Source organism: Streptomyces sp. NPDC037083, assembly GCF_055606485.1.
The window spans coordinates 360,153-374,598 of the sequence record NZ_JBVJSQ010000010.1; the positions used below are offsets into that span (position 1 = coordinate 360,153).

The following is a 14,446-nucleotide window of genomic DNA, read 5'->3' on the forward strand; positions in this document are numbered from 1 at the left end:
AGGGCGGCCCCGGATCTTTGGCGAGACTTGGGGGCCGCCCTTGGCGTAGCTAGGCGGCGTGGTCGGGAGCGGTGTTCCCGAGGGCCGGTTGGTGCCACGACGGCAGGGAGCTGAGGACGCTACGGCGCCAGTTCAGTGCGTAGTCGAGGCAGTTGGCACAGTTCTTGTGGGTGTGGCCGGGCATGGGGGGTTTGCGGCGGGCGTCGTAGGACCATGCGAGCGAGTCGGCCGACGTGAGGGCGTGTCCGCAGCTGCGCAGCCCCAGAGTCTTGAAGCCGAAACCGTGCAGGCTCAGGCCCCGTTCGGCGAGCGTGGTGACGATCGTGGCCGCCTGGCCGGTGGCCTGGCGGCGGCAGACGGAACCGAGTCCGACGACGGGTTCGGCAGCAAGGTCGACGCCCGCTTTCTCGTAGTCGTCGGCGCATCGGTGGTAGTCGTCGGGTTCCCAGCCCTGAAGGACAGGGGCGATGGGGAGGTTGGGCGCCGCGCTGCGCAGGGACAGGAAGTTGTCGAGCGTGCGCCGTTGATGCTCTGCCACGCTCAGGCCGGTGAGTCCGGTGATCCAGGGCTCACACATCCAGTCCATGGGTGCGGCCCATTCCATGCGGCCGATCTCGTCTCGGAAGCGGCGCACGGCCGCAAGGTAGGCGGGGGCCGGGGTACGCCATGTGCCGTGCATGGACAGTTCGGTGAACCCGCCGGAGTCCAGCGCCCAGGGTGCTGCGGCGCGGGGCAGGGTCCGACGGTGGGCGAGTCGGCGGTAGGAGACGAACAGGGGAACGTTCGCCGTGGCGAGCCATCAGGGCTGATGCGTGCCGAGGAAGAACCTCACGGGGCCTCCCTCAGTGGTGGAAGTGGTTGCGCTTGATGACGGCCTTGCAGATGTTCACGGTCGTGCCGCCCTTGTGGCCGCTGGCGCTGAACACCTGTATGGCGACCCATCCGCCGAAGATGACGGCGGCGAGGATGATGAGCTGATGGACCAGCGCGGCCAGGGCGGCGATGAACGTGGTCAGCAGCACAAGCCCGCCGCACACGGCGCCGAACCCGATGCCCCCGAGGGCGATGTTCACCGCCGTGCGCGAGACGGCCGGCTTGGGCGCGACCGGCTCGGGCTTGGCGGGCTCGATGGCGTAGCCGGTGACGACACGGCCGTCCGGCAGGACGACGCTCGCCACCGTCGGGATCGCTCCGGGCTGCACCGACAGGAGCGTGGCCGCGTGCGCGGGCGTGAGCGGGGTGGGGTGGTGCACTGCCAGGGCCGTCGTATCGGGCGTGGCCGGGTAGCGGGTGGGTTCGTTCATGGTCGTTGTCCCCCTTCTCAGTTGCCGAGTGCGGCGAGGGCTTCGGCGGATGCCTGCACGACGTTGTGGATGGGCTCGTACGCGCCGGTTCCGGCGGCGAAGAACCCGAACAGGAACAGGACCAGGGCGGCGCCGCCGCCGGCGGACTTGGTCTTGACGGCGAAGAAGGAGGCGGCGCCGAAGAGCAGGACGGCGGAGATGTTGAGGATCATCGGAAGCCTTCCGGGCGGGGGGTGTCGGTGCCAGCGCGGTAGATGCGCGCCCAGCGGTTGTAGAGCCAGCGGCCGACGCGTATGCGCTTGCCGGTGGCCTTGCAGCGGCGGCAGTCCTTGCCGCGCTTGAGCCGGCCCTTGCGGTCGGTCTTGAGGGCGTGGCCCATGCCGCGGCACTTGCGGCAGTCGCCGAACGGCGAGGCCACGCACAGCCCGCTGTAACTGACAGTGACGATTGTCAGGCAGGCGATAGCAAGGAAGACGGGGGTCATGAGATGCCCTCCGGGCGGAGTTCAGGGGTTTCCGCAGGTGGGCCGCTATCCGCTAGCGACCTGATCACAGGCGGTTTGGGGCGCTAGCGGGGCCGCTAACGTTAGCGGGGTGTGCCGCTATCGTTAGCGGCCCCGGAGCCTCAGCCCGCGTCCCGCTTTCCATCACGCTCCGCAATTACGGTCGTGATGTGGGAGCGGTCGATACCGCGGCGGTTGACGACCTTGCCGTCCACCCGGCGGCCCACCTGGATGGTGGCGATGCCGTGCGGCTTGAGCGCGGCGGCGAGCGCGTCGGGCTCCCATCCGCCGTAGACGTCCGGGCGCAGTTCGGCGAGCCGGGCCACGACCGCTTCGGACCATTCCTTGGCCTGAGCGGCGGGGACGACGGCGAGGATGTCGGCGAGCAGGTCGTAGGCCGGCCCGCTCACCGCCTCCGGCGTCTCACCGAGCGCGTGACCGGAGAGGAGTCCGGCCGTCTCGCGCGCCTTGCGGGCCCGCGCGGCGATGGTCTCGGCGCCGGGGGCGTCGACGTAGACGCCGGAGACGATCCGGGCGTCCGCACCCTCGCCCACGAAGTAGTGGATGCCCTTGTCACCCCAGGCGAACATGGTCGCGCGCACGCCGCGCTTGTAGGCGGACGTGCCGAGCACCATGTCGTTCTCGGTCTGGCCCATGACCTTCAGGCACCACCGGGCGGACGCGTTCGCAGAGATGCCGGTCGGGAGCGACTTGGCGTCGGGGCGCTGCGTGGCCAGGAGCATCACGATGCCGGTGGCGGGGCCGCGCTTGACCAGGTCGGTGGCGATCTCCTCGAACTCCTTGCCGTGCTCGGGGTGCTCGAACAGCACCTGGCACTCATCCACCCCCACCACGATCGGGTGCAGCCCGAGCGACCGCTTGTCGGCGAGAGCGCTGGTCACCTTCGACTCGGGGCAGATGTCCCGGGGCAGGGAGCGGATCACCTTGGTGCGGCGGCGCAGTTCCTCGCGCAGCGCCCGCCAGTCGGCGAGCGCGTAGCCGATCGCTTCGTCGTCGTCGCCGGCGGCGTGCCGGTGGGAGACGGCGTTGCCGACCGGGTCCAGGTCGCCGGTGCCCTTCATGTCGTAGGTGTGCAGCTCCGCCCGCGGGTCCAGGGCCGCGATGAGCAGCAGCAGACGCAGCAGGAACGTCTTGCCCATACGCGGGATGGCGCCGATCACCCCGGCGATGTACATGAGCGTGACGTCGATCCAGCGTCCGCGCTGGTCGGTGCCGTACGCGACGGGCTTGAACAGGTCCACCGCCCCGGCCTTGGCCAGCGGCCACTGTGGCTTCTTCGACGTGGTCAGATCCTGGTCACCCACCCACAGCACCAGGTGCCCGGTGTGCTCCTGAGCCACCGCCTCCGGCCACACGCAGCCGAGGGGGCGGCGCAGGCCGGAGGCGAGCCGGTCGCGGCGCTCGATGACGTCGGTCACGGTCACGCCGTAGGGGAGGTTGCCCTGTGCGCGCCAGCCCGGGCCGTCGCGGGTGATGGGGGCGGTGAACTCGAACCCGTCCCGCCCCTTCGACTGCGCCTGATTGATCGCCGGAATGCCCAGCGCACCGAGGGCACGCAGCACGATGTCGGACGTGAGCTTGGTGGCCTTGGGCAGCTCCACCGCGCGGTGGACGACCGGGGCGTCCGCCTTGCGGCCGACGACTCCAAGCGCCATCACCAGCGCGGTCACCGACACGGCCTGAAGCCAGTCCGGGGCGAGCACGTACAGGGCCAGCGCGGTCGCCAGCCCGGTGAACATGCCCAGCACCGTGACCAGCGTGCGCAGCCGCACACGGCCGTCACGCTGACGGGACAGCTTCAGGTACTCGGCGGCGTCCTCCCGGCGGACGGCGGCCAGGCGGACGGGCTCGCCCTCCCGGTCGGCCGCCCACCGCATCGTTCCCCCGACGAACCGGGCCGTGCCGGACGGGGCCTGAAGGGCGAGCCGGGCGGCGTAGACCGGGGTGCGAAGTGCGTGGTAGCCGGCGGCATGGGCGTAGTGGCGGGCCACCCATGCCGATGCTGTCTTGAGTTCTGCCAGGGAGCGCAGCCACGCGGGGACGACCGGACGGCGCTGCGCGGCGGCGAGCCGACCGAGGTAGCCCGGGCCGGCCGCCTTCAGCGTCGGTGAGTCGACCGACACGGCCGTGGTCGGGTCGGTCGCCTCCGAACACGACTCACTCGGGTGGGAGTCGGGCGACCGGTCGGCGGTCGGTCGGGGGTTCGGGTCGGTCGACTCGGTGCGGGCGGATCGGGCCTTGTCCAGGTCGACTACCTCGCCGCCGGAGTCGGCGGCCATCTCGGCTTCGAGTCGGTTGAAGAGTTCGTGGTCGTCGTCAGGGTGCTTCACTGAGAGTTCCTTCTCTCGGGAGGATGACGGGGCCCGGTCGCTGCTTTGGTCGGTCGTGACCGGGCCCCGTCGGTGAATCGTGGTCCCGCGGAAGGGGCGTAACTATCCTGGTTTTCGGATAGCTCTGAGCCCTTCCCGTAAGCCGCTGTTGCTGCTAGAGGTCGAACAATCCGCGCTGATCCGTAGAAGCCTCAGACAGCCCTTTGCGGGCGAGCCGTGCGGCGGCGGTGTGGCAGTCGGGGCACCACGCGCGCAGTTCGCTCGTGGGGAGTCCTGCCGCGGCCACGTCGGTGGCGAGCGGGTCGACCGGGGCGGCGATGAGCCGGACCCGTCGGCCGTGCTTGCTGGTGTAGTGGTCGTGCTCGCGCGGGCAGCGGCCGGCGTCCTTGGCGTGGGGGTTGCCGCACTCGCCGCCGCACTGGCAGCGGTAGCCGGCCGCCTCCATGACCGCGTTGAAGACGGCGGCGCCGACGATGGGTTGTGACTTCACGCCGCCACTCCCCTGCCCGACGTGGCGTGAGCCCTGTCGAGCAGGACGCGCAGCGCGGCGGCGGCTTGAAGCGGGATGACGCCGTTGCCGAGTGCCTTGAGCTGCCTGCTGCGGATCAGGTCGGGGACGGCGGTGACGTGGCCCGTCTCCAGGCCCATCATCCATTCCACGAAGGCGGGGCTCAGGCGTCCTCGATCGTCAGTTGCCCAGGGGGCACGGCGGCCCGTGACCGCCTCCCACCGCGCGACGGCGGGGCCGAAACGGCCCCATGCGGCGTCGGGTTCCCGCCGCTGTACGTCGTGCTCGTGCGTTCGCCGTCCGGTGCCGTCGGCATGAGCGGCAGGACGACTTGGGACAGCGGCGGGCGCCATCCCTCGCTCGCCCGGCGGCCCGGGGTGCCCGTGTCGCTCGCGCGGGGCGTCGGCAGCAGGTCGGCGATCCCTGGCAGCAGTAGTCTCCCCTGCCCGTTCCTGCGGTTTCCGTGTGAGTTCTGCACGGTCGGCGTGGGCAACAGGGAGACGGCCGTCCGCAGGTCCGGGCCGCCGTCCCCATGGGCTCCCGCCCCGTTCGTGTCTGAGGTCCGGGGCGTCGGCAGCAACGGCGAGGAGGAAGAGCCGGCGGCGCTGGTGGGGAGCGCCGACCTCGTCCGCGCGTACAAGACACCACTGAGCATCGAACCCGAGCCGGGCAAGGTCGCACAGGACAGTGTCGAAGCCGAGTCGAAGGTGGTTCGCGACGTTCTCAAAGACCGCGTACCGGGGTCGTAGAACCCCAAGGGCACGGGCAATGAACGGCCAGATGTGCCGTGCATCCTCGGTTCCCTTCCGCTTGCCGGCGGTGCTGAACGGCTGGCACGGATAGCCGCCGATCAGCGCGTCGACCGGTTCGACGCCGTGCCAGTCCACGGCGGTGATGTCCTGGAGGTTGGGCACCCGCGGGTGGTGGTGGGCGAGGATGGCGGCGGCGCCGGGGTCGTTGTCCGCCACCCACGCCAACTCGCCGCCCATCACGGCTTGGACGGCCATGTCCAGACCGCCGTAGCCGGTGCACACCGACCCGATCCGCAACCCCTTCACGCAGCCACCCCCACGACCGGCACGTCTGCGGCGGTGCCGGCGCGTCCGGCGCGCCGTCCGGCCAGGGTGGCGAAGAGCCTGCCCAGTCCCGCCCGGCGGGTCCCGGTGCGGGCTTGCTTGGCCGTGTACATGGCCTCATCCGCCCGCCGCAGCAGCCCGGACAGATCGTCCGCGGGGAAGTCCGCGGCACGCACCCACCCGAGAGAGACCTTGGTGCGTACGGCCGGGTCCTGGCCGTCGACAGGGCGGGCGAGCACGCCGTGCAGGACGGCGAGCATGTCGCTGGCCATGCCGTGCTCGTCGATCACGACGGCGGCGAACTCGTCACCCCCGAGCCGTCCAGCCACCCCGCGCGGGCCGGCGTGGTGGTCGAGGCGTTCCGCGGTCGCCTTCAACAGCGCGTCCCCTGTCGCGTGCCCGTAGGTGTCGTTGATGTGCTTGAAGCGGTCGACGTCGGCGAGGATGACGACCGCGCGCGGGTGCTTCAGCAGGGTCGTGTCGCGGCGGGTGAAGCCGTCGCGGGTGCGCACCCCGGTGAGCGGGTCGCGCCGGGCGGTGTTCAGGCAGCTGCGCAGCCACCACACATGCCCCGCCCACCCGGCGGCGAGCGGCAGAGCAGACAGCAGGATCGTGGCCAGCGTGTTCACGCGGCCACCCCCTCAGCCTCAGCGCCGGACAGGGTGGTGTCGGTGTCGACGATGTGCGGGGTGAGGGTCTGCGCGCGGTCGGCGAGCAGGGCGTCACGTACCTGCCGGGCCGGGCGGGAACCGCAGTGCAGCACCTTGCGCAGCGTCTCGCCGTTGATCTGCGCGTCCGGCCAGTCGGCCGTGAGCGTGCGGGCTTCGGCGAGCAGTTCGGCGGGCGTGCGCTGCGGCGAGGCAGCAGCCTTCTTCGCCCGGGGCTTGGCCGTCCGCGGGCGGGGCGGCGTGGGAGCCTCGCGCTTCGGCTCCGTCACCTCCGGCTCCGGGGCCGGGTCGAGAGTGACCGGCACGGGTTCGGCGGCGGGGGAGAGTTCGCCCATCCGCAGCATCACGCGCTCGCGCCGTGGTGTCTTCCAACGCCACAGCGGCCCGTACTCTTCGCGCAGGTCCGCGCGGGCCAACAGGCGCTCCCGCTCGCAGCCGAGCGCCAGACTGTAGGAGGTGACCTCCCACAGCGTCATGCGGCGCCACAGGGCGAAGGTGGACAGCGGGGCGAGCAGCCAGCGGGAGAACCGGATCTTCTCCATCCTGCGGCCGGTGGCGGCGCCGATCCGCACGGCGTAGACGTGCGCGCCGATCTCGGAAAACACCACCCACAGCAGCGGCATAGTGCCGTGCGCCACCTTCGCCCACATGCCGTGTCCGGCGGCCACGTTCAGCCCGCAGGTGACCAGGGTGAGCGCCCAGGGCACGAACCGCACCCACGCAAGCGCCATGTCCATCCGGATCAGCAGCAGGTTGGCCACGGTGAACACCGGAATGGCCGTGTCGATCCCGACGGGGAGCATCCACGGCTCGCCGAACCCCCACCGCGCGGCGGCGGCGGACACGGCGTCGAAGGAGGAGATCAGACCGAGCGCCCCGACCCCGGCGGCGGCGAGCGCGCCGACTCCGGCGAGCCCCATTTCCGGGCGGGTGAGCGGCGGCACCGCCGGACGCTCACCGGTCTGTGTCGTCTCGGAGGCGGTCATGCCGTCACCCCCCGGCGGCGGTTCTCGGCACGGCTGCGCTGGTTCGGCTGCGTCCGTGGGGCGCCCTCGTACCAGACGAACGGCGGGATGCCGTCCGCGGCCTTGAACACCCGGATGGCGGCGCCCGCCGGGGCGTCGGGCAGGGGGTAGACCCTGCCGCGCTCCAACGACGCCAGCAGCCGGGCCCCGTGGTGTTCGCAGCCGTCCGCCCCCGCGTTGTGGGGGTCCAGCACGGTCACGACGGCCGGACCGTCGCACGGGGTCGGGTCGTCGGGATGAGCGGCCGGGCAACGGGAAATGCCGGTCATGCCGCATCCCCGCTCAGCTCGCCGTTGACCAGTACCCGCCGGGCCGCCAGGATCCGGCGCTGCGCCCGGCGCACCCGCCGCACGGACAGTTCGTCCGGACGCCGGTTCAGGGTCTTGATCAGCGCGTCAAGCCGCTTGGCGTCCGCCTCGATGGCGGGCCACTCGCGCTCGATCGCGTTCAGTTCCGCAGCCGTCGGCTCGCGGTCGAAGTCGTCGGCGGTAACACCCGCCTGATCAGCACCGATGTGCATCATGGGTCGTGTTCCTCTCGAAGGGTGAACGGCCCGAACCGCACCCCCGGAGCGCCAACTCCGGGGGTGCTCGCCGTTGAAGCCGGAACAGACTGGGCTCCCTGCAACCCCGCCCGTCCTGCCAGCGCACGAAGCGCGGCCGGACGGACGAAGGAGGCAACCGGCCGCAGCGCCGGCGACGCTGCGGCATGACCCCCGAACGCGGCACGTGCCGCCGGACGAACCGGCGCATCCCGCACACGGGGGAGGTTGGAAGGACTCAGCGGGCGTTGCCGCGCGTGCCGGTCGCGCACGCCGCGGCGCCCTGGGTATGTCGTCGGTTCACACCGACCCCCAACAGGTGGAAGGGACACGGCTTACACCGATCGGCCGTTGCCACGGCGGACCGGTCCCGAGCCGGGAGAAGTCGGGCGCGTCATCGTCACTGCTCTGACGCCAGCAGGGCGGCGCGTACCAGGTGGCGCGCCCGGAGGTCGGTTCCCACCGATCCCCGGGGCGTTTCTCCAGAGCCAGCACGCAAAGAAGTGGCCGCCGGCGGCCTTCACCCATCCGCCACGGGGACGGGGACTCACACCCCGTCGAACTTGACACCCTGTTGAGTTCTCAAGCAACGCATGCGCTTCCTTCGAGCCCTCTTCGGAGCCCTCCGGGCGGTTGATGCAGTACCTGTTTTACAGGTACTGCACGGTGGTCCGTCAAGTCTGCCGACGGAACCTCTTGGCTTTGCGCCGAAACTTCTTGACGCTCACTCAGAATGACCGCAGGTCAGGGGAGTTGTTCACCCCGCGCGTAGACAGCTCTGGGAGTTCTGGCTACCGTCAAGAAGTCCCTAGAAGTCCCATCGGGGGTACGGATGTCCAACGAACGTTTGCGCTCGGCTCTGTTAGCTCGGGGCATGACGGTTCAGGGGTTGGCTGAGGCCATTGAGGTCAACCCGAAGACCGTCGAACGCTGGATCACGCAGGGCAAGGTGCCGTATCGGCGTCACCAGTACGCGACGGCCGCAGTGCTGAAGGTCAACGTCACGTCATTGTGGGACGACGGCCCCACGGTCGACAGCGCGACAGACTTGGCCAAGGCGGAGATTGGCACCGTCTACCCCCACCGGCACACGGTGCCGTCGGGGCTGTGGCGTGAGATCTACGGTCGGGCCCAGAGCAGCCTTGACGTGCTCGTCTACTCCGGTCTGTTCCTGTCGGAAGACCCGCTCTTCCACGACCTTCTTAGGGCGAAGGTGGCGGCAGGCGTGCGGGTGCGCATCCTGCTTGGGGACCCTGGCAGTGCGGCCGTCCAACAGCGCGGCATAGACGAAGGCCACCGGATCATGGACGGCAAGATTCGCAACGCCATGGTGCTCTACCGTCCGCTCATGCGGAGTCACCCGGACATCGGGTTCCGGCTGCATGACTCGACTCTCTACAACTCGATCTACCGGGCTGATGACGAGATGCTCGTCAACCCCCACGTCTACGGCATCGGTGCCTACCTGGCCCCCGTGCTGCACCTGCGACGCTTGGCGGATGGCGGGTTGTTCGACACCTACGCGAATAGCATCGAACACACCTGGGAGAACGCGCGCCAGATCACCGACGCGGACTTTGCGAGCAACACGGGAGCATGACCATGGGACGGATCGACTACCTTCACGACCCCGACGCGCCGCCGGCCAACTCGGTTGTGCCGTCTGTCGTCGCGTTCGTACAGAACGACGCGGGTGAGGTGCTGATGATCCGGCGGTCCGACAACGGCCGTTGGGCGCTGCCCGGCGGTGGTCACGACGTGGGGGAGTCCATCAGCGCCACCGTCGTGCGGGAGGTCTGGGAAGAGACGGGGATCAAGGCTGAAGTCGTCGACATGTCCGGGATCTACACCGACCCAGGGCACGTGATGCAGTACGACGACGGTGAGGTCCGGCAGCAGTTCAGCATCTGTTTCCGGGCCCGTCCGGTCGGCGGTGAGGTGCGCACGAGCAACGAGACGACAGAGGTCCGATGGGTCGCCCCGGCGGACCTGTCTCAACTCGACATCCACCCCACAATGCGGCTCCGCATCGAGCACGCCATGGACAGGACGCGAAGCGCTCCCTACATCGGCTGACGCTTGGCGGCGGCCACCCGTTCGAGCACTCGCGAAGTACTGGCGAGGATCTCCGGTTCGGCTCGCCGGATGAACGTTCCGATCAGGCTGTCGGGCCCGTACCGTCCGGTGATCTCGTTCACCCGGTCGATCGGGTTCGTGGGCGTGCCGTCCGGTGTGGTGTTCATGTCGCAGAAGCACAGCGCGTCATTGAGGTGCTCGTGCTCGCGGGGGAACTCGCCCTCCAGTTCCTCACGCAAGCCTCGCGCGTCCGCCTCCATCCACGAACACGAGTGGTGCGCAACGAGGTTGATGACTCGCTCGTCAGCCTGGGCGACGTCTCGGAGGTAGCGGGCGCCGTCAAGTGGGTGAAAGCCGGTCTTGGCAAGGTCGGGGGAGTATCCGATGTCATGCAGGACGGCCGCAGCTTCCAGCAGCGCGGCGTTTTCCCCGAGGATGGGCGCGATCGTGCGGGCCCGTTCGGCGACGCCCTGCGAGTGCCGCCACCGTCGCGGCAGCGGCTCAGCCAGCAGCGACTCAGCCAGGGGATAGGCCCACTCCGTCAACTCCGACAAGCTAGGAACGCTCCTCTCGAATCGGCACGGCGCGGACTGTCCGCACCTTGCCCTGCCCCCCGCTCGCCAGCACGCCGGCAGACTCCATCTTGTCCAGAGCCTTGGTCACTGTGGGGCGTGAGACCCCGAACCGCGTAGCCAGCACGGAGGCACTGGGGAACGCTTCCCCTACTTTGAGCTTCTCAGCCGTGATGATGTCCGTGATCTGCGCTTCCAGCGGGCGCCGGTCCACAGGAGAGCCGGGTCGTACGACTCGCCAGCGCCCGCCCTTCGCCGGTTCGGCTACGCCTTCCTGCCGCAGCACGCCGAACGCGCGGAGGGCGACGCCGCGCGAGACCTTGTGGTCGCGCATGACTTCAGCCAGCGACGGGAGTTCCGTCATGTTCGGGTCGTCCTCGATCTGCCGCTTCACAGAGTCGGCAATCTTCAGGAAGGTCCCCCGAGGGTTGGCCTGCTGCGACACTCGCTCTCCCTCTCCGTTCGCCCGTCATCGGCCTCTAGCCTCGCATGCCTCGGGACCGCTGCGGAGGGGTTGATGCCCGTGCACGCTCGACGCCGCTGGGTCTGGTCGCTGGCGCCACTGTGGCGCGTAGGCATGGGCCTGGGGGGTCTCTCTTCTTCAAACGAGGGCGTCGCCCAGTGCGGGTGGCAGACGGTCACTGCAATGCCACGAGTTCAAGCTCAGTTGGTACCCCCCAGTGGGTGACTTCGCTACTCCAGAAAGACCGTTGGGCTGTGGATGTGCCGAACATCGGGAAAGACTTGAGTGCAGTGCAACTATGGGAGTTAAATATGGGACGTCCAATCGATTGGTTTGATCAAGCTGCCGTGACCATGCTTGACGACCTTCCTTTGTGGAGGCTGCGTGCAATTGAGCGAGCCGTCCTCTCGGGAACTTTTTGGGCAGAGCGCGAGCGGGAAATTCATGTTCACCCGCTTAAGGATGTCATGAGCCGAGCGACACCGAACGCGGAAAAGGTAAAGGCTGCTCTCACGAATCTTGGAACGGGCACGCGTGACACCATCGAGTTGATCCTTCCAATCACAGAGCTTCCAATCATCCCCATCCTCGACCTGTCCATTACGGTTGCCGGAAAAGAGGTTTACCGTATCTCTAAGGATGAAAGTGCTCGAATTCAAGCGAAGCATGTTCTCAATTTGGCCGAGAATGCCAAACTGTTGAAAAATCCTAAGCCACCCTTCCTTCTTGATTTCCTTACATTCATCTTCTACTTCCCGTCCCATCCTTACGAAGAGATCTTCTCCGCGCTTCCCAAATGGTCGGATTCCTGGATTAAGACGTCTCAGCGCGGATATCTCAGGTCAGTAGGTGACCTAGTTCCCGGGGTCGAAGATTTCTATGCGAATTGGAGAGAGCTTGTCAATAGAATCGGCGACGACATGATTGAGAGGTACGCACTGAAGGACCCGATCAATGGGTCACAGTGCCCGCTGATCACAATTCCCTATTTTTTCCAGGAAATGAGGGCTCGCGCGGAGCGCGATAAGTTCATTAAGGTGCCGAAGGCGAGTCACATTACACCTCTGCTTGACTATCTAACCGAACTCCTAGTCGCTGCAGACGACGCTGCCACGTCTGGAGATCGCACCGCCCTTCGATTCATTTCCACCTATTTTACTTACGGTTACCGCTGGATGACTTTCGCCCACTGCGTAGTGCCATTTGGTGAGCAATTCACCATCAGAGTCAAAGAAAAGCGCGCCATCTACTTCAGCCCTCACCGGCACGGGCGGCATAAGTTGTCAGAAATTTTGCGGAAAGAAGCCTACCAACTGCTGGCTTTCCATGATGCTGAGACAAATCATGTGAACATTCGTGTCTCTGATACAGCGGTTCGGATGAATCGCCCAAAAGTGCTCGATCAGCGCGCCGAGAAGTTTGACCGTCAAATGTTTAAGCTGGATCAAGAGAAGACAACATTTGAGTTTCACATCAGGGAAGATTCGCACAGGGGGCGCCCCGATAGAATCTTTATCAAATGCCCCCTGCGGCTAACGCGCCTGCACTCCACAATGTTGTGGTTGACCATGGCTATCACAGCTTTCGCTATTGCCTTGCTGGTCAATCGCGGAAGTGCCGACCTTACTCATATTATCGACCCGAGCAAAAAATACTCGACGCGGGGCGAAAATCTTACAGCAAAAGATGCCACATTGATTTTGGTTCCGGTAGCTTTCGCGGCATCATTTCTTCTGATTAAGGACAGTTCGACCTTGAGTTCGTGGCTTCGGCGGGTTCGGCAAGCAGTCCTTATCGTTGAGCTATTTGCATTGCTGGTGGCTGCTTTTGTGTTGCTGGCCATTCATCATGTTAAAGTAGGTTGATCTTCGACCGGCGCGCCATGAATGTCGGAAAGCGTTCCCGCCAATACGAAAAAGCGAAGAAGCCGTCTATCAGGCTTGATGTGACGTGGTCTCAATTGTGGTCTCAATCAACGCTCGGTCCGGGTCGGTCCGTCACCGTCCGCTGAGGGTCAGGAGCCGCCCTGAGCAGGCTTGACGGCCGATTCGCGGACATCTACGGACGTCCCCGGACCAATATCGGACAACTCGTAATGCGTAGGTCTCGGGTTCGAATCCCGAAGGCGGCTCTGCCGAAGCCTCAGGACTCACTCGCCGTGACCTGGGGCTTTTGCTTTTGTCATCGATCCTGCGGGACCGCGCGCCCCGGACCCTTCACCTCTGCAGAGTTCGATCTCGGCTTGATGCGGTCGCGTCAGCCACGCCGACGCTGGGCCCTGGCCCGCAGCGACGTAGGATCACGTCGCCCGATTCGATGGTGACCCTGGAGGCCGAACACCCATGCCCGATCAGCGCGTTGTGGTCGTGACCGGGGGAGGAACGGGGATCGGTGCGGCAACCGCACGGCTGCTTCGGGCGGCCGGGCACGACGTCGTCGTCTCCGGGCGACGACCGGAGCCCTTGCACCGCGTCGCAGAGGAAACCGGCGCCTTGGCCTGCCCGGCCGACACCGCAGACCCGGACGCTGTTCACCACCTCGTCGAAACCGCAGTCGCGCGATTCGGCCGACTCGACGGGTTGGTCGTCAATGCGGGAGTGGGACGCAGCGGGGCTGTCGGGGAGCTGTCCGACGAGGACTGGGAGTCGGTGCTCCGTACCAATCTCACCGGCCCCTTCCTCCTGATGCGGGCGGCATTGCCGCACTTGCTCCGGGCCCGAGGGTCTGTCGTCGCGGTCGCTTCGGTCTCCGCCCTGCGCAACGGGGTGGGCAATGCCGCCTACGCCACGTCCAAGGCGGCACTGCTGCAGTTGTGCCGGTCGCTGTCCGTGGACTACGGGCCTCAGGGCTTGCGGGCCAACACCGTCTGTCCCAGTTGGGTGCGTACGGAGATGGCTGACCGCCGCATGGCCCGGTTCGCCGAGGACGCCGGACTGGCCTCCTCCGAGGTCGACGAAGCATATGAGGAGGCGACCCGGCTGCTTCCGGCCCGCCGCCCCGGCGAGCCTCATGAGGTCGCCGAGGCCATCGCCTGGCTCCTGTCGCCGGCCGCGTCCTTCGTCAACGGCGCCGTACTGACCGTGGACGGGGGTGTGACCGCGCTGGACCCCGGGACTGTTCCCTTCGATTTCCGCGTCACCCCGCGCGACGAGAAGGTCCGGTGAGGCACACGGGCCAGTCCTCGGCGCCGACCTCCCGGCACGTGCACGGCCCCGAGGGCCCGGCGGGGTCGGTCAGGTGATCAGGCGCCTGGGCTGTTCCAGGGTCGCCGCCAGGTCGGCCAGCACCTTGGAGCCCAGTTCCCCGTCCACCAGGCGGTGGTCGAAGCTGAGGGCCAGGGTGGTCACCTGACGTGGTTTC

At 67.6% G+C, this 14,446-nt stretch carries 17 protein-coding genes, 1 tRNA gene and 1 pseudogene; 5 read left to right on the plus strand and 14 right to left on the minus strand.

Annotated elements, in window-relative coordinates; genetic code table 11:
• Positions 1–49 precede the first annotated feature (49 nt).
• The 11 genes and pseudogenes from ACZ7DE_RS26970 to ACZ7DE_RS27020 all read right to left on the minus strand — a co-directional run.
• Positions 50–787, minus strand: a pseudogene (locus tag ACZ7DE_RS26970) (deazapurine DNA modification protein DpdA family protein); the annotation flags it as partial.
• A 55-nt stretch (positions 788–842) separates the two neighbouring features.
• A complete protein-coding gene (locus ACZ7DE_RS26975; protein ID WP_470765473.1) occupies positions 843–1,304 on the minus strand; it encodes a hypothetical protein in 462 nt (153 codons plus the stop codon).
• A gap of 17 nt (positions 1,305–1,321) precedes the next feature.
• On the minus strand, positions 1,322–1,516 hold the full coding sequence (locus ACZ7DE_RS26980) for a hypothetical protein (protein WP_470765474.1): 195 nt from the start codon (positions 1,514–1,516) through the stop codon (positions 1,322–1,324).
• Positions 1,513–1,788 (minus strand): hypothetical protein, encoded by a 276-nt coding sequence (locus ACZ7DE_RS26985; protein WP_470765476.1) that lies wholly within the window; start codon positions 1,786–1,788, stop codon positions 1,513–1,515. The genes ACZ7DE_RS26980 and ACZ7DE_RS26985 overlap by 4 nt, the downstream gene beginning before the upstream one ends.
• A 140-nt stretch (positions 1,789–1,928) precedes the next feature.
• Positions 1,929–4,157, minus strand: a complete 2,229-nt coding sequence (locus ACZ7DE_RS26990) for a cell division protein FtsK (RefSeq protein ID WP_470765478.1) — start codon at positions 4,155–4,157, stop codon at positions 1,929–1,931.
• 154 nt (positions 4,158–4,311) lie between these two features.
• The gene (locus tag ACZ7DE_RS26995) at positions 4,312–4,647 is read right to left on the minus strand and encodes a hypothetical protein (protein WP_470765479.1); all 336 of its coding nucleotides are present in this window, start codon (positions 4,645–4,647) and stop codon (positions 4,312–4,314) included.
• Positions 4,644–5,723, minus strand: coding sequence for a DNA cytosine methyltransferase (locus ACZ7DE_RS27000; protein WP_470765481.1), 1,080 nt, complete (start codon positions 5,721–5,723; stop codon positions 4,644–4,646). Before ACZ7DE_RS27000 ends, ACZ7DE_RS26995 begins: the two co-directional genes overlap by 4 nt.
• The gene (locus ACZ7DE_RS27005; RefSeq protein ID WP_470765483.1) at positions 5,720–6,370 is read right to left on the minus strand and encodes a GGDEF domain-containing protein; all 651 of its coding nucleotides are present in this window, start codon (positions 6,368–6,370) and stop codon (positions 5,720–5,722) included. Before ACZ7DE_RS27005 ends, ACZ7DE_RS27000 begins: the two co-directional genes overlap by 4 nt.
• A complete protein-coding gene (locus tag ACZ7DE_RS27010) occupies positions 6,367–7,395 on the minus strand; it encodes a DUF2637 domain-containing protein (protein ID WP_470765484.1) in 1,029 nt (342 codons plus the stop codon). The genes ACZ7DE_RS27005 and ACZ7DE_RS27010 overlap by 4 nt, the downstream gene beginning before the upstream one ends.
• Entirely contained in the window at positions 7,392–7,703 is a 312-nt protein-coding gene (locus tag ACZ7DE_RS27015) for a hypothetical protein (RefSeq protein ID WP_470765486.1), read from the minus strand. The genes ACZ7DE_RS27010 and ACZ7DE_RS27015 overlap by 4 nt, the downstream gene beginning before the upstream one ends.
• Positions 7,700–7,957, minus strand: coding sequence for a DUF6284 family protein (locus ACZ7DE_RS27020; RefSeq protein WP_470765488.1), 258 nt, complete (start codon positions 7,955–7,957; stop codon positions 7,700–7,702). Before ACZ7DE_RS27020 ends, ACZ7DE_RS27015 begins: the two co-directional genes overlap by 4 nt.
• Positions 7,958–8,849: 892 nt before the next feature.
• Between ACZ7DE_RS27020 and ACZ7DE_RS27025 the strand changes: the two genes are divergently transcribed.
• Both ACZ7DE_RS27025 and ACZ7DE_RS27030 read left to right on the plus strand, forming a co-directional pair.
• Entirely contained in the window at positions 8,850–9,575 is a 726-nt protein-coding gene (locus ACZ7DE_RS27025) for an XRE family transcriptional regulator (RefSeq protein WP_470765490.1), read from the plus strand.
• Positions 9,576–9,577: 2 nt separating this feature from the next.
• Positions 9,578–10,051: an NUDIX domain-containing protein gene (locus tag ACZ7DE_RS27030; protein ID WP_470765534.1), complete on the plus strand. Its 474-nt coding sequence runs from the start codon at positions 9,578–9,580 to the stop codon at positions 10,049–10,051.
• Here ACZ7DE_RS27030 and ACZ7DE_RS27035 read toward each other — a convergent pair.
• Both ACZ7DE_RS27035 and ACZ7DE_RS27040 read right to left on the minus strand, forming a co-directional pair.
• Positions 10,039–10,605: an HD domain-containing protein gene (locus ACZ7DE_RS27035; protein ID WP_470765492.1), complete on the minus strand. Its 567-nt coding sequence runs from the start codon at positions 10,603–10,605 to the stop codon at positions 10,039–10,041. The genes ACZ7DE_RS27030 and ACZ7DE_RS27035 overlap by 13 nt on opposite strands.
• A gap of 1 nt (position 10,606) precedes the next feature.
• Positions 10,607–11,068 carry a GntR family transcriptional regulator gene (locus ACZ7DE_RS27040; protein ID WP_470765494.1) on the minus strand — a complete coding sequence of 154 codons (462 nt, stop codon included), beginning with the start codon at positions 11,066–11,068 and terminating at the stop codon, positions 10,607–10,609.
• 272 nt (positions 11,069–11,340) lie between these two features.
• Between ACZ7DE_RS27040 and ACZ7DE_RS27045 the strand changes: the two genes are divergently transcribed.
• The 3 genes from ACZ7DE_RS27045 (at position 11,341) to ACZ7DE_RS27055 (ending at position 14,250) form a co-directional block, all read left to right on the plus strand.
• Positions 11,341–12,951, plus strand: coding sequence for a hypothetical protein (locus ACZ7DE_RS27045; RefSeq protein WP_470765495.1), 1,611 nt, complete (start codon positions 11,341–11,343; stop codon positions 12,949–12,951).
• Between the two features lie 155 nt (positions 12,952–13,106).
• Positions 13,107–13,217, plus strand: a tRNA-Ser gene (locus ACZ7DE_RS27050).
• Positions 13,218–13,428: 211 nt separating this feature from the next.
• Entirely contained in the window at positions 13,429–14,250 is an 822-nt protein-coding gene (locus tag ACZ7DE_RS27055; protein WP_470765497.1) for an SDR family NAD(P)-dependent oxidoreductase, read from the plus strand.
• A 69-nt stretch (positions 14,251–14,319) separates the two neighbouring features.
• Here ACZ7DE_RS27055 and ACZ7DE_RS27060 read toward each other — a convergent pair.
• Positions 14,320–14,446 (minus strand): 2-oxo acid dehydrogenase subunit E2 (locus tag ACZ7DE_RS27060; protein ID WP_470765536.1); only part of this gene is annotated, 127 nt, incomplete at its 5' end.

What these genes read in the sequence shown, in the direction of transcription:
- ACZ7DE_RS27025 (WP_470765490.1), top strand. Translation starts at nt 8,850, where the DNA reads ATGACGGTTCAGGGGTTGGCTGAGGCCATTGAGGTCAACCCGAAGACC.
- ACZ7DE_RS27015 (WP_470765486.1), bottom strand. Translation starts at nt 7,703, where the DNA reads ATGACCGGCATTTCCCGTTGCCCGGCCGCTCATCCCGACGACCCGACC.
- ACZ7DE_RS27055 (WP_470765497.1), top strand. Translation starts at nt 13,429, where the DNA reads ATGCCCGATCAGCGCGTTGTGGTCGTGACCGGGGGAGGAACGGGGATC.
- ACZ7DE_RS26985 (WP_470765476.1), bottom strand. Translation starts at nt 1,788, where the DNA reads ATGACCCCCGTCTTCCTTGCTATCGCCTGCCTGACAATCGTCACTGTC.
- ACZ7DE_RS27010 (WP_470765484.1), bottom strand. Translation starts at nt 7,395, where the DNA reads ATGACCGCCTCCGAGACGACACAGACCGGTGAGCGTCCGGCGGTGCCG.
- ACZ7DE_RS27030 (WP_470765534.1), top strand. Translation starts at nt 9,578, where the DNA reads ATGGGACGGATCGACTACCTTCACGACCCCGACGCGCCGCCGGCCAAC.
- ACZ7DE_RS26975 (WP_470765473.1), bottom strand. Translation starts at nt 1,304, where the DNA reads ATGAACGAACCCACCCGCTACCCGGCCACGCCCGATACGACGGCCCTG.
- ACZ7DE_RS26980 (WP_470765474.1), bottom strand. Translation starts at nt 1,516, where the DNA reads ATGATCCTCAACATCTCCGCCGTCCTGCTCTTCGGCGCCGCCTCCTTC.
- ACZ7DE_RS27020 (WP_470765488.1), bottom strand. Translation starts at nt 7,957, where the DNA reads ATGATGCACATCGGTGCTGATCAGGCGGGTGTTACCGCCGACGACTTC.